Source organism: Phragmitibacter flavus (genome assembly GCF_005780165.1).
Classification (GTDB): Bacteria; Verrucomicrobiota; Verrucomicrobiia; order Verrucomicrobiales; family Verrucomicrobiaceae; genus Phragmitibacter; species Phragmitibacter flavus.
This window is the reverse complement of the sequence record NZ_VAUV01000005.1, coordinates 1-26081: the sequence shown is the minus strand read 5'-3', so window position 1 is coordinate 26081 and position 26081 is coordinate 1. Positions and strand designations below refer to the sequence as shown.

Here is a 26081-nt window from a genome sequence, read left to right as displayed (position 1 = left end):
CAACCAACAGTTGCGCCCATTACCTCAAACCCCGCGCGGCTTGACCCCGCCGGTCTTCAAACGCCACATCAAATACGCAAAAGAAATCTTCAGGCACTCCGACCCATAACGCATCGCCTTTTGGAAACTGATGCTGCTGCTGTCCTCCTCATACACCGTCGGACAACTCACCTCACAGCTCCGAAACCCATCCTTCAATCCCGCAATGAACATCTCATTGTCGAAAATGAAATGATTGCTCAGCTCATGAAACTTCACCGTCTCCAGCATCTCCCGGGTGTAACCCCGCATCCCCGTGTGATATTCCGTGTGCTTCGTCCCCAGACAGATGTCCATCACATGCGTCAAAATCCGGTTCGGCAACAAGCGCCAGAACGGCATCGACACCCGCGTGTCCTTGCGTCCCCCCAACCTCGCTCCCAGACAGAAATCATAATGACCCGTCGCCAGAATCGCCGCCATCGGAGCCACGATCCCCGGCGGATACTGAAAATCCGGATGCAGTTGGATCACGATGTCCGCGCCCGCGTCCAGTGCCTCCTGTAAACAACGCTTCACATTGCCGCCATAGTTCTTGTTGGTCTCATTGCGAAACACCTCAATCCCCAACGCCCTCGCCGTCTCCGTCGTGTTGTCTTTCGAGCAGTCATCCACCAAAATGATCGTGTCCACAATGTCGCGCGGGATCGCCGCCACCGTTTTACCCACCGTTTTTTCCGCGAAATAAGCGGGCATCGTGACAGCAACTTTTTTTCCAAGGATCATAAGCAGCCCCCAAACAACCCCGCAAACCGCAAAGGTCAACCCCCATCACCAATTACCCGATCACTCCGCCCCACCCCTGTAACGAAACACACTCCTCGTCGTGAACGGCAGCAACCCATAAAAAGTCCCCGCCGGCTCAAACAACGCTGCATCTTCCAGCATCAGCGTCACGTCCCTCGTCGCCTCCGACCCGCGCAAAAACGCGATGTTGCCCGCATTCACATACAACCGACGCGAACTCCGATCCGCCTCCGCCATCAAATCCCGCAATCCCTGCATATCATCAAACCGTCGCATCGCCGGATCATATCCCTCGGTATACATCCCATAAGCCCCGCTGATCACCTCTTTTTCAATGTCAGGATGACGCGGATTCGTCACCTCTCGATACGAAGCCACCGACTCCCTCGAAGCCTCCACCGGATGATCCCGGAACAAGCGCCTCGGCTCCCGCGTCACCAACGCAAACAACCCCACCGTCACCACCAACGCCACCACCCCAAACCGACGCCGGGCCAACCACGTCATCCCCACCGCCAGCACCATCAACAAACCCGGCACATAGGGCGAAAAATACCAGTCATACGGCCGGGAATGCGACACCGCCATGTGCGTCAACATCACCAACGGTCCCCCTACCAAAAATCCCAGCAACGCCCACCGTTTTCGATCCACCACCAACAACCCCAGCCCGGCCACCAACAATCCCACAAACAACCCAATCCCCGCCCAGTGCAAACCGGGCAACCAGCGCATCGACAAATCCATTCCATACCTCAACGGATTGTCCGGTTGATGCCAAGTGACCCAAGGCTGACCAAAAAACCATCCCCCCAGCGCCTCCTCCCAATAACTCCGGTCCATCACCCCCTTGATCTCCTCCTTCTCCAAAAACTCCAGCAACTGCGGCCAGCACGGCGACAAATACCCCAGCATCAACATTCCCGTGATCACTCCCGACACCACCCATCTCCGACCCAGAAAAAACCTCGCGTCATTCGACAATCCTCCCACCAATAAAAATCCACCAATGGTGATGTGCAAAGCCGCCAGCTGGTAAAGTCCCTGCAGGTTGCACCAGTTCAAAAAGAACCCGCCGATCCCAATCGCCACCCACCACCGCCAGAGCCCCGTCTGCAACGCCCGCCCCAGCGACCCGACCAGCAGAATGGAAGCCAGCATCATGAAGCAGTAAGCCCTGCCATCCACCCCAAACCGCAAATACCACGGATGCAGCATCAACAACAACAACGCCCACCAACCACTCAGCCCCCACACCCGCAATGCCCATAAAAACGCCGGGATCATCAACAACCCCGCCACATACACCGGTGCCCGAAACAACGCCTCACTGAAAAACTTGTCCTGTGGACCCGATCCCGGCTCAAAAAACGTGTCATGGCTCAACCGCGCCGCCGCACTGTAAGCCAGATGATTCGTCGGCTTGCGCATGCTCCATAATGTCGTCACCCACGGCCTCTCCTTGAACTCGAGCGATCCATCCTCCTGCCGCTCCACCTCCGGCACCATGAACCGGCTCGCATTGAACTCCTCATCCCCCCACATCCCATGCGACAAACGCGGCGCATGATGCCACGCCGCCACCCCCATCAACCCCACACATGCGATCACCTTCAGCTTTCCAAACGGCGCCACCTCCGTCTTCGGCAACAACGCCACCCCCTCTTTCCTGCGCACTCCCAGCCACGGACTCGCCAGCAGCAGCGCCCCCGCCAGCACCAAATTCGCCTGCAACCCGCGATAAAGCCACACCGCCACATACAATTTCGGCGCCACCGTCTGTCCCACCGATTTGCGCCTCTCAATCTCCCGCTCCTCTTTCACCGGACGATCCACCACCGCCAGCGAAATCAACAACCCAAAGAACAACGCCGCACATACCGCGATCAGCGGCAGCGACTGGGAAAAAGGAATACGGGAACCACGAACAACCATGCCCCGACACCATGATACCAAACCCGTAACCTGCAACCAAGACTCTCCCACTCCATCACTCCAAACTCATAAACGACATCCTCAACTCCTCCGCCACCGCCACCGGGGTGCCTCCAAAAAAGCGCTTAAACTCCCGGCTGAACTGCGACACACTTTCATACCCCACCTCACGCGCCGCATTCCCCGCGTTCAACCCCTCATGCACCATCAGCAACCGCGCCCGGTGCAACCTCACCGACTTCAAATACTGCAACGGCGGCGATGACGTGATCGCTTTGAAATGGTTGTGGAAATTCGACACACTCATCCCCGCCTCTGCCGCCAGATCCGCCATCTCCATCGGCCGTGCATAATCCACATGCATCCGCTGCAATACCCGGCTGATCTGCCCAAAATGCGAATGCGGTGTCGCCAATGCCCGCAACGTCCCTCCCTCCTCCCGGCAAAGCACCCGATAAACCAGTTCCTTCACCAATAGCGGACCCAATATCTTCGCCTCCTGCGCCGACCTCAAACTCTCCACCAAACGCAACACCACCCCGCGCAACACCTCATCCATCGGATTCGCATGAATCCCCAATCTTCCCCGATCCGTTACCGGCGTCAGCGACCCCATTTCCATCTCCATCATCAACTCCCCCACCAGCGCAGGTGTCACCCCCACGGACACCCCCAACATCGGCTCATCCTCCGTGCCCTCCGTATCGCACTCAAATGGCAATGGCACCGACAACGTCAAATAGTGGTCCGCATCATATTCAAACACCTGCCCATCCAAAAGCCCCCGCTTCTTTCCCTGAGCCACGATCACAATGCTCGGTTCATACGCCACCTTCATGCACGGAACCACCTTCGTCGAGCGCATGAACTTCACCCCCGGCAACCTCGAAGCACTGTAACCCTCCCCCCGCGCCAGCTCACCCAAGCGCTGCGCCAGTTGTGCTTTGTTACCATCAACTAATCGATTCATGATTCTACCCTGCGCCACAATCAAGCAAACAAAAGCTTAATTTCTGATCCAAGATGCTTCCATTTAATAGGTTTAGGCAAAATTTCAGGAGTTCCAGGCATTGTAAAACTCCACCCATCCGGAACACTGTCATGGTCATCAGCAGCGTCCAATTCGCCCGCCAACATCCGCAAACGTTAAAACCAAGAACCAAGAACCAAGAACGATGAACACCACCAAAATCATCCTTATCACCGGTGCCTCCAGCGGCATCGGCGAAGCCACCGCCCGCCATCTCGCCGCCCAAGGCCATCAAGTTTTTCTCGGAGCGCGTCGCACCGACCGACTCGAAAAGCTCGCCGAAGAAATTCGCTCCACCGGCGGCCTCGTCGAATACCGCACGCTGGACGTCACCAACTTCGAAGACACCCAGGCCTTCGCCGACTTCGCCCTCGAAAAATTCGGCCGCATCGACGTCCTCATCAACAACGCCGGCGTCATGCCCCTCTCCCCCCTGCACGAACTTAAGATCAACGAATGGAACCAGATGATCGACGTCAACATCCGCGGTGTCCTCCACGGCATCGCCGCTGTGCTCCCCGACATGCAAAGCCGCAAATCCGGACACATCATCAACATCTCCTCCATCGGCGGGTTCCAAGTCTGGCCCACCTGCGCCGTTTACAGCGGCACCAAGTTTGCCGTGCGCGCCATCTCTGAAGGTCTCCGACTCGAAAACAAAGACGTCCGCGTGACCATCATCTCCCCCGGCGTCGTCGAATCCGAACTCGCCCACACCATCACCGATCCCGGCACCCGTTCCATGATCGAAGACTTCCGCGCCGTCGCCCTCAAACCCGAAGCCATCGCGCGCGGCATCACCTACGCCATCGACCAACCCGCCGACGTCGACGTCAACGAAATCATCATCCGCCCCACCTCTGGCGCCCAATAATCCCCCTCCGTAACACAGGCTTCGAGCCTGTGGGCGTGGCAGGCATTTTGCCTGCCGGGTCGGGAACTTCGGCGCAGAGCGGCGACACGGGCATCCAGCCTTTGGGTCGGACAAACCACCAGCCGGTCACTCGGTGCCTCTGCGCAGCTTCGCAGCTTCGCAAAGCTGATCCCCGGCCCCGGCTCACTCCACCTTCATCACCCCGTTCATCGCCTGCCAGTGGCCGGGGAACGAGCACAGATAGGGATAATCTCCCCTCTCCTTCGGCGCATCAAAGTGAATGGTGAACTTTTCCTGCGGATTCACCATGTCCGTAAACACCAGCACCTCATCGGTCTCCGGAATGTAATGCCGCGCCAAGCCTTGCGGATCAGCAATCAACAGATTCACCTTCTGACCCACCGATGCCGTGGTCCCCGGTTTGAGCAACACCCAATTGTGCGGAACCACATCCGGATTATTGAACTCCAAAGTCACCCGCTCTCCCGCCTTCACGCGCAGTTCCTTTTGCACAAACTGCAGTCCCAACGCCGCTTCCATCACCAGCTTCCGCCCGGCCTCACCTTTCGTCCAGACATTCGGCTTGGCCGGAGGAGGCATCTTCAAACTTGCCATCGGATCGGGAGAAACCGCTGCCGACTCCTTCGCAATTGTCTGATACCCCGGGAACTCAACAAATGCCTCGCCCAGCGCGTGCGCCGTCAGGAAAACATCCGCCGAACGGTCTGCCGTCAACGCCACATGCAGATGCACCACGTTCGCAGGCACCAGTTGCGGGATCTCCAAAAACAACGTCTTGCCACCTTCCAACACATGGGCACTGCGCACCTCCAGCACATCATGCCCCGCTTTGTCGGGATGTTTCACCGACCACTCAGGCGACCCATAGGCCGCTGAATATTTGTAATTCCAACACTGCACCCCATGCTTGGCCGCCTCTTTTGCCACGTTGACATCCACCGCCTCATCGAACCGGATCAGCACGCCATTGTCGCGGGACTCGATCTCCACCGGCACCGCAACCCCACCCACATACCGCACCCGCTGCAAGCACCCATCCTCCGGCGTATAGCTGCTCCAACCGTTCAACCCGCTCACATACAGATGCCCATCCACGGGATGAAACCTGCCATTCTGCGCCCCCGACTTGAAGCCGCCCCCCAGACGCACCGCCGCTCCCTGCCACTTCCCTTTCAACTGCTCGCGCATCACCAAAAACGCCGAGCCCGATCCCGGTGAAAAATGCACCAGATTGCCACTCCCATTACCCCTGCCTCGCAAAGCCGACCACTTCTCTCCACTGACAAAACACTGCCCGCCTGACGAATTGTCTTCTCCCCGCGGAAAATAAATCAGCGGCAACTCAGGCATTTTCCCATCCTTCGGTCCGCCCGCTCCGAAATGCGCCCCGTTCACCACCTGGCAAATCGCTGAGGCGGGCGTCCAGTCGCCCTCCTGCACACTTGTGGTCACCGTGCCATCCTCGCTCAGACCAAGACCATTCGGATTGCGAAACCCCTTTGCCAACACCTCAACCTCACCTCCCGGCTTTACCCGGCACACCCCCTGGTTTCCCGACGCAAAATAAAACCGCCCCTCCGCATCGATCTCCAGCCCTGTGATGTAGTCATGCCCACCGGCGGAGGTCAGCTGCGCATTCGTCACACACTCATGAAAATCCGCCTCATCATCTCCGTTCAAATCCTGCAAGCGCGTGATCTGATCACGCCCCAACACATACAATTGATCGTTCACAATCCTCACTCCCAACGGTTGATGCAACCCCGTGGCAAAGCGCTTCCACCGCACCTTTTCCAACTTCTCGTCAATCCCCTTCACCAGCCAAACCTCACCCGTCATCGTCGCCACCGCCGCCGTTCCGTCCTGGAAAAAATCATGACCGCTGATGAAGAAAAGCGTTCCATAGGGATTCTCAAAAGGCACCGGAATCGTGTCGACGGCGAACGGCCTGTTCTCACCAATCTCCCCCTTCATCTCGATCCACCCCGGCCACTGCGTCACGCCACCTTTCAACACCGACTTGTGTGAATGCCCTTCCACGGGACCACGCTCACGAAGAAAAACTCCATTCTCTTCCCAAACCGTATCCAGCAACTCCTCACCATTCAGGGCATAAGCAAACACCACGCGCTTCCCATCACGATAAAATCCGCGATACTCCACTTTCCCCTTGGGTGCCGCGATCCGCTCCTTCTGCACGACCTTGCCCTCCAGACTCATCCCACCCATGAACCCCCGTCGCACGTCGGAGACCTTCAAAAACCCCTCCCTCCACACCAGCGGAAACGACAATGTCAGCGGATCAAACACCGCCGCCATCTCCCCACCGTTTCCAAGACGTAACGCCACTGCCTTCGGCAACGTGAACCCTTCAGCATGGATCACCGTCGACAGCACATTGCCCAAATCGCTCTTGCTCCAGCGGTCATCCCTCCAGGTCTCCTCCGTCTGATTTCCCCAGTGCCCCATCTTCCCGCCATCGAGGCCTGGATAAACCTCCACCATCGAAGGACGCGGCTTTTGTTTCATGAAAAAGCGCGCCTGCTTGCCATAAAAATCAAACATCCGGTCCCGATTCACCGGAGCCTCCCAATCCGGCCACTCCTCCACCCGCAATGGCTTGCGTTCCGGTGTAAACTCAGACGCGGACGAGGCCGGTTTGAGTTTCGGCTCCTCATGCCAGGTCACATACTTTGGTCTTGGACCCGCCTCCGCGCCATCCAGTTGCGCCACCACCCACTGCAATCCTGCCAGGTTGTCCTTCAACCGCCCCTCCGCATCCTCATTGGTGTGATTCAAAATTCCCACCGGTCCCGCATAGCCGCTGTCCCTGATCACTTTCAATACTTTCACATCTTCCGTGCCGACCCCGATTGGCAAAATTTTCCGTCCCTTTTTGTCTCCGTCCACATCCATCCCGTTCAAGTTCAAACCGATCAAATACGGCTTCATCAAGGCCATCAGCTCCGGCAGTTTGGTCAAATGTCCGTGGCCATGATGAAGGTTGTAAACGATCCCAACATTGTTTACCCCCTCCTTCTTAAGCGCCTCAATGGTTGCGATTTGATTGTCCGGCTCCCCAAACCAGCCACCGTGATTATATAAACCCACCCTCACCCCCACCTTCGCTGCCTCAACCGCCATCGGCTTCAATCTCTCCACCTCTTTCTCCACCGTGCTGTCCCCGCCTGTCACCCATAAGTCGCAACGCTTCCAACCATGACGACCGATCACCTCCAAGATCCGTCTGCCCTCCTCATTCAGAGTCCTGGGAAACCACCACCCTGTCAGCTCAATGCCGTTCTTTTTCAGCGCCTCCATCTCCGCCTCCCACTGCGGCACATGTTCCGTCCGGTAATCGTAAACAAACTGGCGGATGCCCAACGCCTTCAGCATCGCCGCCCGCTCTTCCGGCCCCCGCTTCTTGGCGTCAAACGGCACAATGCACCACGCCGCGAGGTTGTTCTTTTCAAATACTGGAGCTGCCTTCACCGAGGGCAATCCCAAAAACCACACGGAAACAACGGAAGCACAAAACGTGCGGAGAAAACTGGCATTCATACAGGAGCGAGGTGCCTGAAGAGAACGCTCCCTCAGCATCATCCCTCGCAGCAAAAATTTCCCCCAACCGTTGTGGCCGATGCACCAGCACGGCTTTCAAGCCCACTACATCGAAGGCTCCTTGTCACCGCCCATCATCCCGCCGCCCATCTGCGAAGAACTCGAACCCGAATCTGATGCAGGGGCTGCAGGAGCAGGAGCAGAATCCGCAGCAGGAGTCGTCGACGTTCCACTCTCCGGTGTCACCTCAGCACCACTCTCCACCTGATCCGCCTTGAGCTTCTCAATCACATCCATCAACAAAATGCTTCCGGAATGCTCCTGACCGTGCCTGACATGCAATCCCACCAAAAAGGCAAACACCAAAAACCCAATGAAAAACAAAAATCCCGCACAACCCGAAGATTCCTTGTATTGCGTCACCGGACGCGTCGGCTTCACCGGCACATAGCCCGTCTTGCGTGGCTGCCCTGCTCGCGGCACTGGTGAATATTTTTCCGGCAAAAACAGCGAAGGCTCCGATTGCGCCGACAACACCGGCGCTTGCGGCTCCGGCAGCGATTCCAGCACCGGTGCCTCCGCTTGCGGTTCTTCCCAGGCAGCCGATGCCTCTTCCGTGGCATAGAAATAACCCGCTACATCCCCGAAAGAAACCAGATCCCCGTGCTCCAGTTTCACCTCCTCGACCTCCACTCCGTTCACCCGCGTGCCATTCGTGGTGCCCAAATCCTGCACAAAATAACTGTCGCCTCGACGTTTCACCGTCGCATGCTGGCCTGAAACCGACCCGCTCGGCAGCACCACCAAACTCTCCGGATGCCGACCCACCGTGACGATGTCAGCATTCAAGTCAGCGAGGATTTCGCTGCCATCTTCCAGTGTGAACACGATGTGCGCCATAAGATATTGGGTATTTATGAAAGCCAAAATTGCTAAAGGGGCAAGCCAATCCTTTGCTTTCGTCCGAACTATCGGGTGCAAACTGCATTTGTCCCATTATAATCTTTACTCCCAGGCATTCCCCTTGTTCCCTACCCCTCCTGAATGAGCTCCTCCCACGCCATCCTTCCGCACCCCAATCTGCGCCGGACCCTAACCATGGCCTTGCTATGGCTGTTTGCCGCGTCACTGCCCCTCGCTGCCAATCCTGAGCGACAGGCCGAACACGCCGTGCTTTACCTCGCCGGTCAATATGAACCCGAAGGATTCGATTTCCGCTCCGACATCTGGCAGCGCGACCTCAATCCCAATGTTGGCAAAGCCGTTCGTATCCAGATGTTTAAAGGCAACGACTACCGCATCTGCGTCGCCGTCCCGCCACAAAGCGGCGTGCAAATCGAAGCTCATCTGCTGGATACCACCGGCAAAAAGATCGAACAACTCATCCAGACCACCGAAGGTTCGTGGGGCTCTGTTCTCCACGTCAAACCACCCGCCACCGGTGTCTACATGCTCACGATCCGCCGCTCTGGCGGCGCGGAAATCACCATTCCATGCAGCATGATCAGCGGCTACAAGTAACAATCTGACCCATTATTGATCAGAAACTTGCACCCATCGCTTGACAGACCCTCTCCCATCACGTAAACACCCACCCCTCAGAATTTCATTCCGCCATGGCAAACATCCGTTCCTCAGAAAAGAGCATTCGCAAAACCAAAACGCGCACGCTGCAAAATCAGGTCAAAAAAAGCCGGATTCGCACTCTGCGTAAGAAAGTGCTCGCTGCCGTGGCTCAAGGCGACAACGCGCTCGCTCAACAGTGCTACAATGAGTTCTCTTCTGCCGCCGACAAGGCCGCAAAATCGAGCACCATTCACAAAAACACTGCCTCCCGCCTCAAAAGCCGCGTGGCGTCTCAGCTTTCCAAGTCCACTGCGGCTAATTAAGCAGAGACACTCCGAAAACATCCCGATTGCCCGAAAAAAGCGCGTTCACTCGCGCTTTTTTTATGCTTTTAGGAATTTTCTGATTCCCACCGCAATTTTTGGCGTATAATACGCAAGATGAGCAGCATCCCAAGTCAACAAGATCGCCTGATCCAAGCTCGGAAAATCATTACCCATCCCGCTGCCTATAAGGTCTGCGAAGGATGCGGTTCCATAGTGACCTTCCGCACGCATTCCTGCCCCAGTTGCCACGGCTATCGTTTCGAAGCCGATTCCGACCGCGTCGTGGCTCAGGCAAAGACCCTCGCCTCCCGGCGTTCAAGCTCCGTCGTTTCCACCGACTTGGTTTAACACTGCAAGCGCCATCCCCTGCCTTGCGCAATTTTTGCGAATTCAGGCATCGTCACTCAGTCCACCTGCACGGATTGGCTTTGTCAACTGACGGATCATTTGTCGCCGCGTCTACCGCGACACGACAATCCAGGAAACAAAAAGTTCACAAAAAAACTTCACAGCGCAACCTTTGCTGCTAAATACACGTATTGTTCGTGCAACAAATTTACCTCCTGACCTAGGTCCGGTGATTGAATTTGAGCAGGAACGATACCAACCAAACCAAACAACAACACAATAAATGAAATTGCACACCTTGCTCTCTCCCATTCTCGGCGTGGCGCTTGCCTCGACCGCGTTCGCTGGCAGCACTGCCGAACCAAAAGCACCCGCAATGGTTGCTGCTGAAGAAAGCGCTTTGCTCGGCTTCACGCTGACCGCTGGCTACGACTCCCACTACATCTACCGTGGCGTCGATTTCGCTGAAAACCTCGTTTCTGTCGGTATCGACGGCAACATTCCTTTCAATGAAATGATCTCCCTCAACGTGGGCGCCTGGTTCGGCACCTCCGCTGACGACTCCGCCACCCTCGGTGGTTCCTACAACGAACTTGACCTCTACGCAGCCGTTTTGGTTGACCTTGGCCCAGCCACCGTTGGTTTGAAGTATCAACACTACAAGTATCTTGGCAACGCAGGCGACCTCTTTGAAGACATCAACGAAGTTGGCGCACTGGTCTCCACCACCCTTGGTCCTGTTGACTTCAGCGGCGGCGCTTACTATGACGAAACCGCCGACGGTTTCTACTTCGAAGCAGGCATCTCCAAAGCCATCGAAATCACCGACCGTATCAGCCTCGTTCCAGCAGCTCTCGTCAGCTATGCGATCGACTACTACGGCGTTGACGGCTTCAACCACGTCAAAGCAGGTGTCTCGCTTCCAATCAAGCTCACCGACACCGCTACCCTGACCCCTTATGTGGCCTACAACCTGCCAATCGACGCCCTTGATGACCTCGGCGAAGACGAGCAGCTCTACGGCGGCATCAGCCTCAGCGTCAGCTTCTAATTCTTAAGCTGAATTTACTTCAGCTTGTTCCAAAGCCTTCCGGGAAACCGGAAGGCTTTTTTCTTTCTTTCGTTTGTCCCCCTCCCTTCAACAGGCAAAAGTCCCCCCCGATCTCAAATCTCAAATTTTAGATTTCCGCCATGCCCGACCAACCCTCCCTCTTCTCCGGCATGGATGGCGACGCCCCAACCTCTCCACCACCACCCACCACGCCCCAACGCATCGCCCGCGTCCTTCTCGAAGAAACCGCCCTCGAACTCGACTACCTGATCCCCGACGACCTGGCCGCCCGCATCCAACCCGGCACCCGCGTCCACATTCCGCTGCAAAACCGCAAGGAAACCGCCGTCGTCCTGCAAATTCTCGATGACTCCCCCTTTGCCGACAAACTCAAACCCATCTCCAGCACCGTCGGCAGCCGGCCCATGTTCACCGCGACCCTGCTGCAGCTCGCGCAATGGACCTCCCAATACTACCTCAGTCCCGTCCGCCAGGTCCTCCGCGCCATGCTGCCCGAAGCCGTGCGCAGCAAACCCGAAACCTTTCTCTCCGACAGCCACCTCACCCTCACCAATCCCCCCGACGCCGAAGCCCTCGAAAAACTCCAAAAGACCGCCCCCCTTCAAGCCCGCATCATTCATCTCCTACAATCCAGCGGCGGGGAAGCCACCCTCAGCCAGCTTCGCCAGCAGCTCCACTCCGCCACCCAGGTTGTCCATGCCCTCGTGCGCAAAAATATCATCAGCCGCAGCGAAGTCCGCGTCGAACGCGACCCTTTCCAGGACGAGGAATTCCTCCCCAGCTCCCCGCTCACCTTCACCGAAGAACAGCAGGCCGCCTTCACCCAAATCCTCCTCAACCTCAACACCCCCGCCGACGAAAGAAAACCCATCCTCCTCCACGGCGTCACCGGCTCCGGCAAAACCGAACTCTACCTCCAGGCCATCGCCCACGTTCTCACCCAAAATCAAACCGCCCTCGTCCTCGTCCCCGAAATCTCCCTCACCCCTCAAACCATCGAACGCTTCAAATCGCGCTTCTCCGACCGCAAAGAACGCATTGCCGTCCTTCACTCCCACCTCTCCGAAGGCGAGCGCCACGACGAATGGTTCAAGATCCACGAAAACCGCGCCGACATCGTCATCGGGGCCCGCTCCGCCATCTTCGCCCCCCTTCAAAACCTCGGCATCATCGTCGTCGACGAGGAACACGAACCCTCCTACAAACAAGATGAAAACCCCCGCTACCACGCCCGCGACCTCGCCATCGTCCGCGCCAAACTCGAAAAATGCCCCGTCCTCCTCGGCAGCGCCACCCCGTCACTCGAAACCTGGACCAACGCCCGCTCCGGCAAATACCTGCATCTCCACCTCACCAAACGCACCGACCACAAAACCCTCCCGCTGATCCGCGTCGTCGACATGCGCCTCGAAAAACGCAAAACCAAAGACGGCGTCGCCATCCTCTCCGAAGTCCTGCGCATCGCCATTCAACGCCGGCTCGACCAGGGCGAACAAATCATCCTTTTTCTCAACCGCCGCGGATTCAACACCGCCGTCACCTGCCTCGACTGCGGCACCACCGTCCGCTGCCCCGACTGCGACATCCCCTTCACCTTCCACAAAACCGACAACCGCCTCGTCTGCCACGTCTGCGGCATGCGTTCCCTCCCTCCCAAAAAATGCGCCCAATGCAACACCCCCACGTTGCTCTTCGGCGGCTTCGGAACCGAACGAGCTGAAGCCACCCTGCGCACCGTCTTCCCCACCGCTCGCATCGCCCGCGTCGACACCGACGTCATGAACCGCAAAAACCAGCTCCGCGACACCCTGCGCGACTTCCGCTCCCAAAAAATCGACCTCCTCATCGGCACCCAGATGATCGCCAAAGGCCTCGACTTCCCCAACGTCACCCTCGTCGGCGTTCTCAATGCCGACCTCTCCCTCAACCTCCCCGACTTCCGCGCCGCCGAACGCACCTTCCAGCTCCTCACCCAGGTCGCCGGACGCGCCGGACGCGGCGAAATCAAAGGTGAAGTCCTCATCCAAACCTACGCCCCCCACAGTCCGGCCATCCAGTTCGCCCGTCATGCCGACTACGATGGCTACGCCGAACAGGAACTCGAACACCGCTCCAACTTCGGTCCCTATCCCCCCCACACCCATGCCATTCTCATCGGCTCAAGAAGCAAACAAGCCGCCCTCGCCGAGTTCACCCTGCAAAACCTCGCCACCAAACTTAAAAAATCCCTCCCCAACGGCACCATCATCCACGATCCCTGCCCCAGCCCTTTGGCAAAAGCCCACGGCCAGTATCGTTTCCAGCTCCTTCTCCTTACCGATAAAATCCGCCCCCTCCTTGCCCAACTCAAAGCCACCCTCACCGACATGACCTTCCCCGAAGAAGTCATCGTCACTTGGGACATCGATCCCACCACCTTGATGTGATGATGTGACGACCTTCGGCATAACCGAAAAGAAACCCGCCCGCCATGCGTTGTCTTTTGTCGAAGCGAAGATCATCATGAAAACCGTCACCATCCTCACCGCCATGCTGGCGCTCATCACCGTCGGATTCGCCGAAAAGCGCGATTCAGGTTCGCGAGAACCAACCCCGATCTGCGTGACGGCGAACGACTTGTCGATCGCCACCGGACAACCTTCGCTGGTGCTCATGTCGAACGGCTCGGTGCACATTCCCGTGTGGTCCCTGTCCGGCGGCACCGTGGGTCAATCCGTCACCGGTCTGGTCGGCGGCCTCCCGAATGACTGCACTGCGGTGAAGGTCGAAATCGTTGTGACCTCCGAAGACGCCACCACAAGTGACCAATTTGCAGACGTTTACCGGGTCCACCTTTCGCAGATGGTCGAAGACGCCCCGTTCACGTCCCGCCACTATCAAGCCAATGCCGTGCGCACCGCGCTGCCCGCCGCGCCGCGCCACACGCGGACCATTCTCTTGGAATCCTATTTCGAAGTCGTGCCCCACGCGCCACTTTCCATTCGTATCCAGCGCGAGCCGGGCGATCCGTCCGACACCTTCACCAAACCCACCGGCCTGGCCATGGTGAAAGTGACGCCCGTGGAAAAACCCGCACCAGCTCATGTCGTGCAGAACGTGAGCGGTTACAACTCATGGCCGATGATGCAGGCCATCGGCGACAAGCTGGTTTGTGTTTACAGCCGTGGCGGCGGGCACACCATCGGCGAAGACAGCCGCGCCGTTTATGCCCGCACCTCCAGCGATGGCGGCAAAACGTGGACGCCCGAAACCGTGGTCGCCGACACGCCCGGATACGGTGAAGTGACGGTCGGGAAAGGGCTGGATTCCGCCGGGGCAATGCTCCTCTGGGTGCGTCGCATCGGCAAAGGGGAGTGGCACCACGACCTCTACCGCACCACGGACGGCGTGACCTTCACCCTTATGGCCACGCCAAAACTGGAGGTAAGGCCGATGCAGATCACCGACATCTTCGCCGTGCCCAAGGTGGGGCTGATGGCCCTGTGGTTCGCCGGGGACTACGGCGACAAACCGACCAACGCTTGGGGCACCGTGACCAGCAGCGACAACGGCCTGACATGGACGCAGATCACCGTCGAGTCCTCCTTGCCCAAAACCCAGTGGCCGACCGAACCTGCCGCCGTCTATCTCGGCGATGGCAAAATCCTCGTCATCGCCCGTTGTGAAACCGGTCCAAGTCAGTTCCAGATCGTGTCCACCGACTACGGAACCACCTGGAAACGCGAGCCCACCAACATCGGCGACATTCTTTGCTCCACCCCCAGCCTGGTCCTCGACGCCAAAACCGGGCTGCTCAGCAACTACTATTACCATCGCGGCAAAGGCATCCTGCGCCGCCGCGTGGTGGATCCTGAACGCGTTTTAAACCATCCGCTCCACTGGCCCGTTTCCGAGGTCGTCGCCACCGGAAGCCAGGTCACTTTTGATGCGGGCAACGTCAACGCCACCGTCATTGGCAACACCCACTACCTCTCCTTCTACTCCGGCAAGGCACCCGACACCACCGTCCTCGTCTCCGCCATTCCGGCACCTTCTAATCCCGACTCTTCCCAAATATTACCACCGCGCATCCGGTGACCACGAGCGCCGCAGCCACATAAAACAACCCGTGTGGTTGCTCACCAAACACCCACCAGGCCATCAATCCGGCGGTTAAAAACTGTCCCAAGGACATCACCGCCACCACCTGGCCTCGCAACACCCTCAACGCCGCCATCGCCAGCCCATGCCCCAAGATCGTTGGAACCACCGCCAATCCCACCAGGCAGAACCACTCGATCCCCGCGTGTTCCCCAAACAGCGGTGCCCACTTCTCCCCATCCAGCGTCAACATCAACGACACCGAACCCGCGCAGATATACAGCGGCACTGAATACAACCAAGGCGACGGCAGCATCGGCAGCCTGCGCCTTCCCAAAGCCAAATAAACCGCCAGCAGGGTCATCGATCCCATGCACACCAAGTCTCCTCTGAAGTGATCGGGATCCAGTTTCGCATCCGCTGCCGTCAACACCACCAGCCCCGCGAACGCCACGGCGGTTCCCATCAGCTCCACCCTGGTCACCCGCTCCTTCGCAATCCAAAACAGCAAAAACGGCATCAACAACGGAGCCGTGTTCACCGCCAGCGTCGCATTCGCTGAACTCGTCATCCGCGCCCCCATCGCCCAGGTGATCAAATGCACCACAAATACCGCGCCGGGCAACAGTCCCAACCGCCACCACCCCTTCACCAATCCCGCCTCACTTCGCACTGCCCGACGCCGGTGCCACTCCATCAACGGCAATAACAACATCACCGACAACCACAACCTCCCTGTCGTCAAAGCGGTGATATCCAGCTCCGAAACCTTGATGAAAATCACCGAAGTCGACATCGCGAACACCGCGACCAGCATCATCAAGAAGGCAACAAAACGTGAAGGTGAGGGTGCTGGATTCAATTCAAAAAGCTTGGACCGATATTAAGCCATTCACCGTCTACGGAATCGGTCGTCCGTTCGCCGCTTCACAAAGCCGATACCAGTCTTCCCGCTCCAGCTTGATCTGCACCGCCTGCGCTGCCGCAGCGATCCGCTCAATTTTGTTCGTCCCAATCACCACCGCAGGCCGACTCGGATGAGCCAGAATCCATGCATAAGCCAGCTGCTCCAACGTCGCTCCCCCATACTTCGGCGACAACTCCGCCGCGACCTCGGCCACCCGCAGTCCTGCTTCGTCCGTCTCACTCATCAATCGCCCACCACCCAACGGACTCCACGCCATCGGCAGAACCCCCAACCGCTCACACTGACTCAACGTGCCGTCATGAATCGGTATCTGATTCAACAAATGAAACTCAATCTGATTCGCCACCAGCGGCTTCTCCATCCGGCTGTTCAATAGCTCGAACTGATGCACGTTGTAGTTCGACACCCCCGCCGCAGCAATCTTCCCTTCAGCCAACATCTGATTCAATCCCGCCGCCGTATCATCGGCCGAAGTCAGCCAGTCAGGACGATGCACCAGCATCAAATCCAGACGGTCCGTTCCCAGAAACCTCAACGATTTCTCCAAACTCTTCACGATCCGAGCCGCCGTTGCATTGTAAAACGCCACCTTGCGCTCTGGGTGATACCCACACGGCACATAAATCCCGCATTTACTCACCAGTTGCAGCTTGTCCCGCAGCCCAGGACTCAGCGCCAGCGCCCTGCCCAGCGCTTCCTCCACCTCATACAACCCATAAATCTCCGCCGTATCAATCGTGGTGATCCCCGCATCAACACAGGCATTCAGCCGCGCATTGATCGATTGCGAAGAAGCGGCTGCCGGATCATCCAGCAACCGCCACGTTCCATAAATGATTCGCGAATACCCGCTCATGCACTTTCGCGCATGCCAGCCGTGTAGATCGCCTCGTCCTCAGCCGCATCCGCCGCCTTGCCACGACCTGCCGCTTCCGCATACACTGCATAAGGGACTCGCTTCAGATCCCAGATCAATCCCATCCACGACATCATCTTGAGCGTGTAATAGGAAATGTCGATCTCCCACCAGTAAAAACCCTGCCGCGCTGAGTGAGAATAACGGTGGTGGTTGTTGTGCCAGCCTTCGCCGAGAGTGATCAATGCCAGCAAAAGGCTGTTGCGGCTGTCGTCATCGGTCTGAAAGCGACGTTTGCCAAACACATGGGCCAGCGAGTTGATGAACAAGGTGCCATGCAGCAAAAACACCGTGCTCACAAAGAATCCCCACACGAACATCTGTCCGCCCGTCACTCCCAAGCCCGGGAACCAAACCTGCAATCCCCAGCCCACCAGCCAGAGGACAATGCCATACAAAATCGGCACCGCCTGATCACAACGATTCAAGAACATCAACTCCTTGAACTTCGATAAATCGCGCACGCGGGTGTAGTCAGTCGGAAAATTGCGGTCGCTCGTCAGCCAGCCAATGTGCGCCCACCAAAAACCATGCTGCACGGGTGAATGTTTGTCTTCCTCATGATCCGAATGGATGTGATGGTGACGATGCACCGCTGCCCACCAAAGAGGCCCCCGCTGCATGGCGGAGTTGCCCAACACCGCCATCATGAATTGCATGAAGCGCGAAGTCTTGAACGACTTGTGCGAAAAATAACGATGATAAAATGCTGTGATCGCAAACATCCTCACCACATAAAGGAGCACCGCAGCAATCACCGCCGTCCAGCTCCAGCCCACCCAAATCAGGCCAATGCAGCCCACATGAAGAAAAACAAATGACAGGGAACGTTTGATGTCAATCTTGTCCTCGGCTTCAACCAAAGCCTTTTGTCCTTGGGGATAATAATCCGAATTCACGAGCTGAATTGCGGTCGTTCTTAATTGTTTCCAGACCCATTTGAAGGGTGCCAGCGCTTTATTGTCTGATTTGGTCATCGGCATTTTGCTTTAGTATATTTTCCGGGTGGTGCGAGCGGCTGAATGAAACAGTTTTGGGAACTTTTGCCATTCAAAAGTCGCTACTACCGACAATTTAATTGCGAGTGCGGTTCAATTACCTATGAAATACCTAGTAACTCACTCACTTTCAACGCACAACATCCCCCATCACGTAACGCTTGCAAGGTCTTTGAGTTGTCTCTTTTTGCTAATCGTCGCCCATTTTCATCGGAAATGAGCCGATGATGCCACCATTCCGGCACGGGCAACCCCAGCAATTCCTGCAAAACCCGGTGCAGTGGCGTCGCAAACAACAAATCCTCACCTCTGGTCACCCGCGTGATCCCCTGCGCCGCATCATCCACCACCACCGCCAGATGATAACTCGTCGGCGTCTCCTTGCGCGCCAGCACCACATCTCCCAATCCCCTTGCATCCGCCCGCTGACTTCCCTTCTCCACATCCGTCCAAACCAAATCCTCCCCCACCTGCTTCATTACCTTTTCCACGTCCAAACGCAACGCGTAATCCCGACCCAACGCCATCCGCTCTGCCACCTCATCCGATCGCAGCCTCCGGCAAATCCCCGGATACAACGGTCCCTCGGGCCCATGGGGTGCCTGACCCGACCTCGCCACTTCCAGTTGAATTTCCTTCCGCGTGCAAAAGCACGGATACAACAACCCCATCTCCCCCAACCTCCCCAGCGCTCCACGATACTCCTCAAAATGCTCGCTCTGCCGCCTCACCGGCAGTTCCCACTCCAATCCCAACCACTTCAAATCTTCAAGAATCCCGTCCTCATACTCCTTCCTCGACCGCCCCAAATCAATGTCCTCCAGCCTTAACAAAAACCTCCCACCCTCCGCCTTCTCCCGCGCAAACAACGCCGCAAACGCATGTCCCAAGTGCAATGGACCCGTCGGCGACGGCGCAAATCTCGTCACCCAGCTCATCCCTCATCCCCCCGCGACAACACTCTCGTCTGCACCCGATCCGCAACCAGCCCCGCCCTCATCATCTCCACAAAAACGTCATGCTGAAATGCCGCCCCACAGGTAAACACATCCACCGCCGCATACCCATGCTCCGGCCAGGTGTGAACCGTCGCGTGACTCTCCGCGATCACGATCACCCCGCTCACCCCCAACGGCGCAAAGTGATGAAAAACATCCGTCACATAAGTCCCCCCCGCCACGCGCACCGCCTCCAGCATTAACCTCCGCACCCACTCCACATCGACCAGCCGATCCGCCGGACAACCATGCAGCTCCATCAACAAATGCGTCCCGAAAATCATAATAAAAAAACCCTCATCCTTTCATCCATCCCATCACCTGCCTCGCCGCCTGCGCTCCTCGTTCACAAGCCTCCTCAAAAATTGAGATCCCGCTCATGTCCGTGTGCGCAAACGCCACCCGTCCCAACGACAACGCCATCTCCGACCGCTCCCTTCCCGTGATGAACCCCGGCACCGGCCGGATCATTCCATGCCCCCACAACATCACATCCAGCCGCGTCACCCGGTCCTCCACATCTGGATGCGCCACCCGCAAGTCATCCAACACCTCATCGCGCCAGCTCTCCCATGATCGCGAGAGCATCTTCTGACGCGCCAGCGCCGGCTCCAGTTGATCTCTTGTTTGATACCACGTCAGCACCGAATTCTGGGGAAAAGGTTGATTCAACGCCTGATGCGTCGCCACCACATACCCCAGCGAATTGCCTTGATAAAGCACATTGTCCCAAGCCGGCGGAGGCGTCGCATTCCAACTCAAATTCGCCACCACCCAGGGCGAATAAACCAAGCCCTTCGCCACCCCCAGCCCTGCCACCACCCGCTGCGCCACAAACCTCGGCAACGCACACACCGCCGCCTTCGCCTCCCACCTCACCACCTCACCCGAATCCGGCTTCAGCCCTTCCGCCATCACCCGATCGCCCTCCTCCCAGATCCTTTGCACCAGCGCGCGCTCAAAGGTCACCCCCTTCATCTTCTCCATCAACCTCGCCACCAACCAGCCATTGCCTTCCGCCCAGGTCAGCACCTCGTCGCTCTCCCGCGACGCAAAATAATGCAGCCCCGCCCACGCAGAAACCTGCGCACTCGACGCCCCATAATCATCCCGACACGCATAATCCACCAACCATCGCACCCGCTCCCCCACAAAACCCTCCCTCGTCATCCAAGCCTCCATCGTCATCAAATCCAACTCCCGCCAGTTCCCATCCATCGAACTCTCATCCACCGGAATCTCAAAAACCCGTTTCCCATCAACACCGCGCATCCCCTTCAACTCCTCCATCCTCGCAAGAAACCGCTCCATCTCCTCCAACTCACCCTTCGATGCTCCCAAAGTCGGCACCAACCCCTCCTGCCAAACCCCGTTCACCAGCAACCTCTCCACCGGATCACCACACACATACCGATCATCAAACACCGCCCTGCCCGCCGCATCCCTTCCCGTGATCACCCCCAACTCCTCAAACAAACGCCCCACCTCATGCGCGTCCGCCCCCGGCACTGGCACATAATGCGCGCCCCACGGATACTTGCTGATCCCATTCACCCCACTCCGCGCATTCCCACCCACCTCCGCCTCCATGTCCAGCAAGGTAATCCGCTCCACCCCCGCCTGCTGCAATCGCAACGCCGCCACCAACCCCGAAATTCCCGCTCCCACCACCACCACCTCCGTCCCCACCTTGCGCGCCGCCGACCCCAATGCCAGACCGTCCCGCAACCGATGCCCCAACGCATGCGATTGACCCACGATCTCCCCACGAATCCCCTTCCGCGCCTCACAGCCCGTCAGACAAAGCGCCCCCGCCGTCCCTTGGATAAATCGTCGCCGCCGCATCATCGTCATCCCCCTTTCACTCAGTTCGCATACCTTCCCCACTCCCCCTCAAACATCCGCACCAACACCTGATTGTTCAGTTTGTTCACCTCCGTCTCCACCCGCGCCATGTCCGGCGGAAAATGTTTCATCAATCCAAAGCCCTCCTCCGTCAAAAACTTCAATCCCTCCGGCAATGGCAATGGCGAGACCTCACGTCTCTGCCCCTTCGACGCCAGAATGAACCCCCATTCTCCAAACGACGGCACGTAAGCATGATACGGCAGTGTCTCAAACCCACACGCCCGCATCGTCCCGTCCACGCACCAGAAACTGCGACGTGCAAACATCGGCGAAGTCGTCTGCACCGCCACCACCGCATCCGGTGTCAGCACCTTCGCCAACCTCCGATAAAACGTCTCCGTATACAACTTGCCCAACGAAAACGAACTCGGATCAGGAAAATCAATGATCGCCCCATCATACTTCTCCGTCGCCTCGTCCACCCACGTAAACGCATCCGCATTCTTCACCGTCACCTTCCCCGACTTCATCGCCCCCTTGTTCAAACTCGTCAGCAACGGATGCGTCGAAAACAACTCCGTCATCGCCGGATCAAGATCCACCAGGGTCACCTTTTCCACCCGCTCATGCTTGAGCACCTCACGCAACGCCAGCCCATCCCCACCTCCAAGAATCAGCACATGCAACCCCCGCTCCGGCATCCGCACCATCGCCGGATGCACCAGCGATTCATGATACCGATACTCATCCCGCGAACTGAACTGCAAATTCCCGTTCAGATACAATCTCAGATCATCCTGACTCCGTGTCAGCACCATCCGTTGGTAAGCGCTCGGCTTCGAAAAAATCACCTTCTCGCCCGCATACCACCGTTCCTCCGACCACTCCATCAACCGCTCCGCATACACAAAACCCGACAACAAAATGCCCAGCACCACCACCGCCTCCACCAGCAATCCCTTCCACCAGGCAATCTCCCGCCTCAACAACATCAGCGCCCCCAGGCCCACCAGCGCATTCAAAAACCCAAACAGAAAACTCGACCTCATCAATCCCAAATGCGGCACCAGCAGCAATGGAAACAACAGCGACGCCAGCAACGCTCCCACATAATCCAGCGACAAAACCCGCGCCACCAAATCCTTGAACTCAATCCTGTCCTTCAGCAACCGCAGCAGCAACGGAATCTCCAACCCCGCCAAAATCCCCGTCATCATCACCAGCGAATACAACAGCACCCGGAACGTCGTCACGCTCTCAAACATCATGAACAACAACGCCGCCGAACACCCTCCCACCAGGCCGATCATGATCTCCACCTGCACAAACACCAGAGCCAGCTTCTGCGTCACATACTTCGACAACCACGAACCCACCCCCATCGCAAAAAGATACACCCCGATCACGGTTGAAAACTGCGTCACCGAATCCCCCAACAGATAACTCGCCAGCGTCCCCGCAATCAGCTCATAAATCAGCCCGCAGGTGGCAATCAGAAACACCGACGCCAGCAAAATCCAAACCGTCCGCGCCTCATACGGCGCGGCCTCAGCCGACGACAAACCCGAATCTCTGGACATCACAAATCAACCCGTCCCCCCGAATCCACCCACGCTCGCCTCACCCATGCACCGCCGCTGCAACAATGATGCTGATCCCCAGAGCCACCGCCCCGACCACAATGGCCAGCGCCATGTTTTTGTGTTCGACAATCTCCTTCACCAGATCATGCGGCGTCAGCCAGTCCACCAACGCAAAACACACCGCAAACACCACCACCCCCAAGCAAGAATAAATCAGCGAGTTTACAAAATCCGTCCAATTGATGATATCCATAACAACAAGTTCCCAGGTTATAGTTTGTATTGTTTGCTTATTTACTTGTGACTAAAAGTTGACCGCGCCGCCGAGATCCATGCCGGAGGCCCCGCCGTGTGCCAGAGACTGCTCCCGCGCATGTTGGATGACACCAGCCAGACACCCAGCCCCGCAGCCAGTGCCGTGTAGATGGGATGCTTCAAAAAACTCATCATCTTCTTCGTCGATCTCCTAAACACTCAAAAAAATTAATCCGCATTGCTCCAGCGTCGTGATTCAAAACTCCAGTGACGCCATCCAACAAAAATCGGATACACCAACAGCGCCAGCAACCCCAGCACAAAGTTCGAAAAATACTTGTGCCCGCTCGTCACCACCAAATCATACGTCATCTGCCCAACCGCCGCATCCGCTGCCGCATCCAAAGCCAGCGTGTAAGTCCCCGGCTCCACCCCGGGAATTGTCGCCGTCGCCTGTCTCGACCCCTCCTCCCATCGTCCATCACTGTCCACCCCCTGGTAATACTCCACCGTCACCTCCCCGGGCCTGCGCTCGCCCGTGGTGGCATTGATCAGTTCCACATCCAATCCCAGCCAGTTGTTGTTCACCGGTGCCCGCACCTCCACCTCCACCCCACCCTGCTTCGTCACCTCAAACGGCGGCGTCACCGCCACCGAATCGGGCGCCATCCCCATGGCCTGTTTCACCGCTGGCGTTGCATACTCAAACTCCCCCTCATACTCCTTTTTGCCCGAACACGATCCCCCGGTAAAAATCTGCAAACCCAGCCAGATCAGCGCCACCCACTTCACCACCGACTTCAGCGTGTTCCACTTCTCCCCATACCCGCTTGGCTGCAACATCCCCAACCCCTGCGTCGTCGGAAAATCCTTCAACGGCACCTTGAACCCCTCGCTCAACTGCCTCGACGTCGCATACTCCCCCGCCGACCACGTGACCTCGTTCAACTCCACATAAGTTTCCGACGACAACACAAACGGCGGCGCGATGAAATCCGTCACCACCGCCTTCTCCCCCACCTCCACCAGCCAGTAAAACTCCCCCTCCACATAAGTCACCTCACACGCCGCTTTCGCATACTGCTTATACTCGCGCCCCTCATGCATGATCCAAGGCCGGACCCCGCTCACCGCCACTCCAGGCGCCTCCAAAACCCGCTCCACCACCGCCCAATGCCCCTTGTATTCCGTCAGCCACAAATAGCCCTTGAACGGATTGAACAACAAATACTCCAGCCACGGGGCCCACTTGTCCTTGCGCTGCATGAACCCAATCACCTGCCATTCCACCCCCTTCCAAACCCCTCGCGTGCCCAGTGGCAACGTCGCCTTCACCTTCCGTTTCTTCCCACCCTTCTGCAACAACTCCACCTTCGGCAACGTCGCATCCAGCACACTGCCACAATGGGAACACGACCCCGCCATGCTCCCCCCCGCCGCCCGCAGCCCCACCACCCCGCCACAATTCGGACAGTTGAACCCCTCCGTCAATCCACGCTCCGTCACCAAAGGCACCCCATTCCAACCCGGCATCTCCTTCAATCCCTGCCATCCCAGCTCCTCAAACGTCGCCACCTTCCCTTTAAAAAATCTCCACCCCTCCGCCGTCTTCTCCAAAGTCCCCACCACTCCCTTGCCCGCCTCCACATCCGTCGCCACCCACCTCTCCCCCGTCACCACCGCCACCGGCAACTCCCCCTCACCGCCAACACACTCCACTTCCTTCGAGTCCACCACCTTCACCACCAAATCATTCACCCCCACACTCTCCCCCACCTTCAGCTTCGTTCCGCCTTTCACCCCACCCACCACCTTCTCCTCACGCAGCACCATAAAAAAACCCTGCGACTCCGCCACCCAGCCGCGACCCCCGTCGGAAAACTCAGCAAACCATTCATTCCAGCTGCCGCCCTTCCACGCCACCCGCACCCTTCCCAACAACATAAAACCCCACTCTCCCAACCTCCCGCGCGCTCCCACCTGCAAAGGCGACACATCCGGCGGCAACACCGCCATGCTGCCAATCGCCTCCACATTCACATCCTTCCGCACCACCACAGTCTGGCAAAAAGAACACACCGACGCCTCCGCCGTGGCGCTTTGAAACACCACCGGCGCACCACATTGAGGACAGTCAAACTGACGCATTCGCTGCCATGCTAACGCGCTGACAAAAAACATCAACGAGGTTTGCGATCTTCATCGGTGGATAGTCATCCTCTCCAGCAGTTGACATCCCCCCGCAACCGCAAACAGTGACACCCACCCACTCATTTTTCATCCCCACGCCTCCATGCCCATCTACGAATTCTACTGTCCCGACAACCACACCGTCTACCAGTTCCTCGCCCGCACCCTCGGCCACGGCGACAAAACCCCGCGCTGCCCCGAGAACGAAAAATTCCGCATGGAACGACGTGTCTCCCGCTTCGCTTTCCTGCGCGGTGCCAAGGAAGATGACAACGACCCTTTTGCCAACATGGACGACGCCAAAATGGAAGCCCTCATGGCCGACATGGAACGCGACATGTCTGGCATGGACGAGAACAATCCTGACCCGCGACAACTCGGCCACTTCATGCGCAAAATGACCGACCTGATGGGCGACAAAGCCCCCGCCGAAATGCGCGAAATCATCCGCCGACTCGAAGCGGGCGAAGACCCGGAAAAGCTCGAGGAGCAGTTCGGGGACCTCGGCGGCGAAGACGGAACCGAAGGCGGCGACTTCCTCACCCAGACCGTCAAACGCCTCCGCGCCGGCTTCCGCGCCCCCAAACGCGACGCCAAACTCTACGAACTCCGCGACTACTTGGCGTGACACAGGCTTGCAGCCCATAAGCATATACCTAACGCGCCATGCATCGCTTGACTCTTGCCAACTGGCGCGGTCGGCGGGGTCTGCGCTCGCTTAGTTCTTCCAACCACAGGTGTGGGGCGTTCATCATATGAACCAACC

The 26081-nt window shown here is 57.8% G+C and carries 22 protein-coding genes; 7 read left to right on the top strand and 15 right to left on the bottom strand.

What is annotated here, in order from left to right:
• Positions 1-24: 24 nt before the first annotated feature.
• From FEM03_RS06890 to FEM03_RS06880, 3 genes are all read right to left on the bottom strand, one after another.
• Positions 25-735 carry a glycosyltransferase family 2 protein gene (locus FEM03_RS06890; RefSeq protein ID WP_166442686.1) on the bottom strand — a complete coding sequence of 237 codons (711 nt, stop codon included), beginning with the start codon at positions 733-735 and terminating at the stop codon, positions 25-27.
• 90 nt (positions 736-825) lie between these two features.
• Positions 826-2721, bottom strand: a complete 1896-nt coding sequence (locus FEM03_RS06885) for a hypothetical protein (protein WP_138085467.1) — start codon at positions 2719-2721, stop codon at positions 826-828.
• Positions 2722-2776: 55 nt separating this feature from the next.
• Complete coding sequence (locus tag FEM03_RS06880; RefSeq protein WP_138085466.1) at positions 2777-3691, bottom strand: AraC family transcriptional regulator; 915 nt, start codon at positions 3689-3691, stop codon at positions 2777-2779.
• 205 nt (positions 3692-3896) lie between these two features.
• On the opposite strand from FEM03_RS06880, the gene FEM03_RS06875 reads away from it, so the two are divergent.
• Positions 3897-4625 carry an SDR family oxidoreductase gene (locus tag FEM03_RS06875; RefSeq protein ID WP_138085465.1) on the top strand — a complete coding sequence of 243 codons (729 nt, stop codon included), beginning with the start codon at positions 3897-3899 and terminating at the stop codon, positions 4623-4625.
• Positions 4626-4808: 183 nt separating this feature from the next.
• Here the strand turns inward: FEM03_RS06875 and FEM03_RS06870 are convergent, their stop codons facing one another.
• Positions 4809-8207 (bottom strand): plastocyanin/azurin family copper-binding protein, encoded by a 3399-nt coding sequence (locus FEM03_RS06870; protein ID WP_138085464.1) that lies wholly within the window; start codon positions 8205-8207, stop codon positions 4809-4811.
• Between the two features lie 105 nt (positions 8208-8312).
• Entirely contained in the window at positions 8313-9107 is a 795-nt protein-coding gene (locus tag FEM03_RS06865; protein ID WP_138085463.1) for an FHA domain-containing protein, read from the bottom strand.
• 144 nt (positions 9108-9251) lie between these two features.
• Here FEM03_RS06865 and FEM03_RS06860 point away from each other — a divergent pair, with 144 nt between their 5' ends.
• The 5 genes from FEM03_RS06860 (at position 9252) to FEM03_RS06835 (ending at position 15596) form a co-directional block, all read left to right on the top strand.
• Positions 9252-9728: a hypothetical protein gene (locus FEM03_RS06860; protein WP_138085462.1), complete on the top strand. Its 477-nt coding sequence runs from the start codon at positions 9252-9254 to the stop codon at positions 9726-9728.
• Positions 9729-9823: 95 nt separating this feature from the next.
• Positions 9824-10096 carry a 30S ribosomal protein S20 gene (rpsT, locus tag FEM03_RS06855; RefSeq protein ID WP_138085461.1) on the top strand — a complete coding sequence of 91 codons (273 nt, stop codon included), beginning with the start codon at positions 9824-9826 and terminating at the stop codon, positions 10094-10096.
• Positions 10097-10730: 634 nt separating this feature from the next.
• Positions 10731-11498, top strand: a complete 768-nt coding sequence (locus FEM03_RS06845; RefSeq protein ID WP_138085459.1) for a TorF family putative porin — start codon at positions 10731-10733, stop codon at positions 11496-11498.
• Between the two features lie 140 nt (positions 11499-11638).
• Positions 11639-13945: a replication restart helicase PriA gene (gene priA / locus FEM03_RS06840; RefSeq protein ID WP_138085458.1), complete on the top strand. Its 2307-nt coding sequence runs from the start codon at positions 11639-11641 to the stop codon at positions 13943-13945.
• A gap of 4 nt (positions 13946-13949) precedes the next feature.
• Positions 13950-15596: a sialidase family protein gene (locus FEM03_RS06835; protein WP_206170906.1), complete on the top strand. Its 1647-nt coding sequence runs from the start codon at positions 13950-13952 to the stop codon at positions 15594-15596.
• Here FEM03_RS06835 and FEM03_RS06830 read toward each other — a convergent pair.
• The 10 genes from FEM03_RS06830 to FEM03_RS06790 form a co-directional block, all read right to left on the bottom strand.
• Positions 15553-16419 carry a DMT family transporter gene (locus FEM03_RS06830; RefSeq protein WP_240772711.1) on the bottom strand — a complete coding sequence of 289 codons (867 nt, stop codon included), beginning with the start codon at positions 16417-16419 and terminating at the stop codon, positions 15553-15555. The two genes, FEM03_RS06835 and FEM03_RS06830, sit on opposite strands and share 44 nt — an antisense overlap.
• A 79-nt stretch (positions 16420-16498) precedes the next feature.
• Complete coding sequence (locus tag FEM03_RS06825; RefSeq protein ID WP_138085456.1) at positions 16499-17383, bottom strand: aldo/keto reductase; 885 nt, start codon at positions 17381-17383, stop codon at positions 16499-16501.
• Positions 17380-18426 carry an acyl-CoA desaturase gene (locus FEM03_RS06820; RefSeq protein ID WP_138085455.1) on the bottom strand — a complete coding sequence of 349 codons (1047 nt, stop codon included), beginning with the start codon at positions 18424-18426 and terminating at the stop codon, positions 17380-17382. Before FEM03_RS06820 ends, FEM03_RS06825 begins: the two co-directional genes overlap by 4 nt.
• Before the next feature lie 116 nt (positions 18427-18542).
• On the bottom strand, positions 18543-19379 hold the full coding sequence (gene gluQRS / locus FEM03_RS06815) for a tRNA glutamyl-Q(34) synthetase GluQRS (protein ID WP_138085454.1): 837 nt from the start codon (positions 19377-19379) through the stop codon (positions 18543-18545).
• Positions 19376-19723, bottom strand: coding sequence for an adenosylmethionine decarboxylase (gene speD, locus FEM03_RS06810; RefSeq protein WP_138085453.1), 348 nt, complete (start codon positions 19721-19723; stop codon positions 19376-19378). The genes gluQRS and speD overlap by 4 nt, the downstream gene beginning before the upstream one ends.
• Before the next feature lie 13 nt (positions 19724-19736).
• Positions 19737-21293 (bottom strand): NAD(P)-binding protein, encoded by a 1557-nt coding sequence (locus FEM03_RS06805; RefSeq protein WP_138085452.1) that lies wholly within the window; start codon positions 21291-21293, stop codon positions 19737-19739.
• Positions 21294-21304: 11 nt separating this feature from the next.
• Positions 21305-22867 (bottom strand): polyamine aminopropyltransferase, encoded by a 1563-nt coding sequence (locus tag FEM03_RS06800; protein ID WP_138085451.1) that lies wholly within the window; start codon positions 22865-22867, stop codon positions 21305-21307.
• A gap of 40 nt (positions 22868-22907) precedes the next feature.
• Positions 22908-23123 carry a DUF350 domain-containing protein gene (locus FEM03_RS06795; protein ID WP_138085450.1) on the bottom strand — a complete coding sequence of 72 codons (216 nt, stop codon included), beginning with the start codon at positions 23121-23123 and terminating at the stop codon, positions 22908-22910.
• A 41-nt stretch (positions 23124-23164) separates the two neighbouring features.
• A complete protein-coding gene (locus FEM03_RS24325; protein WP_166442685.1) occupies positions 23165-23320 on the bottom strand; it encodes a hypothetical protein in 156 nt (51 codons plus the stop codon).
• Between the two features lie 33 nt (positions 23321-23353).
• Positions 23354-25273 carry a DUF4178 domain-containing protein gene (locus FEM03_RS06790; protein ID WP_166442684.1) on the bottom strand — a complete coding sequence of 640 codons (1920 nt, stop codon included), beginning with the start codon at positions 25271-25273 and terminating at the stop codon, positions 23354-23356.
• A 145-nt stretch (positions 25274-25418) separates the two neighbouring features.
• Between FEM03_RS06790 and FEM03_RS06785 the strand changes: the two genes are divergently transcribed.
• A complete protein-coding gene (locus tag FEM03_RS06785; RefSeq protein ID WP_138085448.1) occupies positions 25419-25943 on the top strand; it encodes a cytochrome C in 525 nt (174 codons plus the stop codon).
• Positions 25944-26081 lie beyond the last annotated feature (138 nt).

Excerpts from the sequence above, each read along its gene's own strand:
- gluQRS (WP_138085454.1), bottom strand. The coding sequence starts at position 19,379 with ATGAGCTGGGTGACGAGATTTGCGCCGTCGCCGACGGGTCCATTGCAC.
- rpsT (WP_138085461.1), top strand. The coding sequence starts at position 9,824 with ATGGCAAACATCCGTTCCTCAGAAAAGAGCATTCGCAAAACCAAAACG.
- FEM03_RS06870 (WP_138085464.1), bottom strand. The coding sequence starts at position 8,207 with ATGAATGCCAGTTTTCTCCGCACGTTTTGTGCTTCCGTTGTTTCCGTG.
- FEM03_RS06790 (WP_166442684.1), bottom strand. The coding sequence starts at position 25,273 with ATGCGTCAGTTTGACTGTCCTCAATGTGGTGCGCCGGTGGTGTTTCAA.
- FEM03_RS06885 (WP_138085467.1), bottom strand. The coding sequence starts at position 2,721 with ATGGTTGTTCGTGGTTCCCGTATTCCTTTTTCCCAGTCGCTGCCGCTG.
- FEM03_RS06830 (WP_240772711.1), bottom strand. The coding sequence starts at position 16,419 with ATGATGCTGGTCGCGGTGTTCGCGATGTCGACTTCGGTGATTTTCATC.
- speD (WP_138085453.1), bottom strand. The coding sequence starts at position 19,723 with ATGATTTTCGGGACGCATTTGTTGATGGAGCTGCATGGTTGTCCGGCG.
- FEM03_RS06890 (WP_166442686.1), bottom strand. The coding sequence starts at position 735 with ATGCCCGCTTATTTCGCGGAAAAAACGGTGGGTAAAACGGTGGCGGCG.
- FEM03_RS06805 (WP_138085452.1), bottom strand. The coding sequence starts at position 21,293 with ATGACGATGATGCGGCGGCGACGATTTATCCAAGGGACGGCGGGGGCG.
- FEM03_RS06845 (WP_138085459.1), top strand. The coding sequence starts at position 10,731 with ATGAAATTGCACACCTTGCTCTCTCCCATTCTCGGCGTGGCGCTTGCC.
- FEM03_RS06880 (WP_138085466.1), bottom strand. The coding sequence starts at position 3,691 with ATGAATCGATTAGTTGATGGTAACAAAGCACAACTGGCGCAGCGCTTG.
- FEM03_RS24325 (WP_166442685.1), bottom strand. The coding sequence starts at position 23,320 with ATGATGAGTTTTTTGAAGCATCCCATCTACACGGCACTGGCTGCGGGG.
- FEM03_RS06800 (WP_138085451.1), bottom strand. The coding sequence starts at position 22,867 with ATGTCCAGAGATTCGGGTTTGTCGTCGGCTGAGGCCGCGCCGTATGAG.
- FEM03_RS06875 (WP_138085465.1), top strand. The coding sequence starts at position 3,897 with ATGAACACCACCAAAATCATCCTTATCACCGGTGCCTCCAGCGGCATC.
- priA (WP_138085458.1), top strand. The coding sequence starts at position 11,639 with ATGCCCGACCAACCCTCCCTCTTCTCCGGCATGGATGGCGACGCCCCA.
- FEM03_RS06795 (WP_138085450.1), bottom strand. The coding sequence starts at position 23,123 with ATGGATATCATCAATTGGACGGATTTTGTAAACTCGCTGATTTATTCT.
- FEM03_RS06860 (WP_138085462.1), top strand. The coding sequence starts at position 9,252 with ATGAGCTCCTCCCACGCCATCCTTCCGCACCCCAATCTGCGCCGGACC.
- FEM03_RS06785 (WP_138085448.1), top strand. The coding sequence starts at position 25,419 with ATGCCCATCTACGAATTCTACTGTCCCGACAACCACACCGTCTACCAG.
- FEM03_RS06820 (WP_138085455.1), bottom strand. The coding sequence starts at position 18,426 with ATGCCGATGACCAAATCAGACAATAAAGCGCTGGCACCCTTCAAATGG.
- FEM03_RS06825 (WP_138085456.1), bottom strand. The coding sequence starts at position 17,383 with ATGAGCGGGTATTCGCGAATCATTTATGGAACGTGGCGGTTGCTGGAT.
- FEM03_RS06865 (WP_138085463.1), bottom strand. The coding sequence starts at position 9,107 with ATGGCGCACATCGTGTTCACACTGGAAGATGGCAGCGAAATCCTCGCT.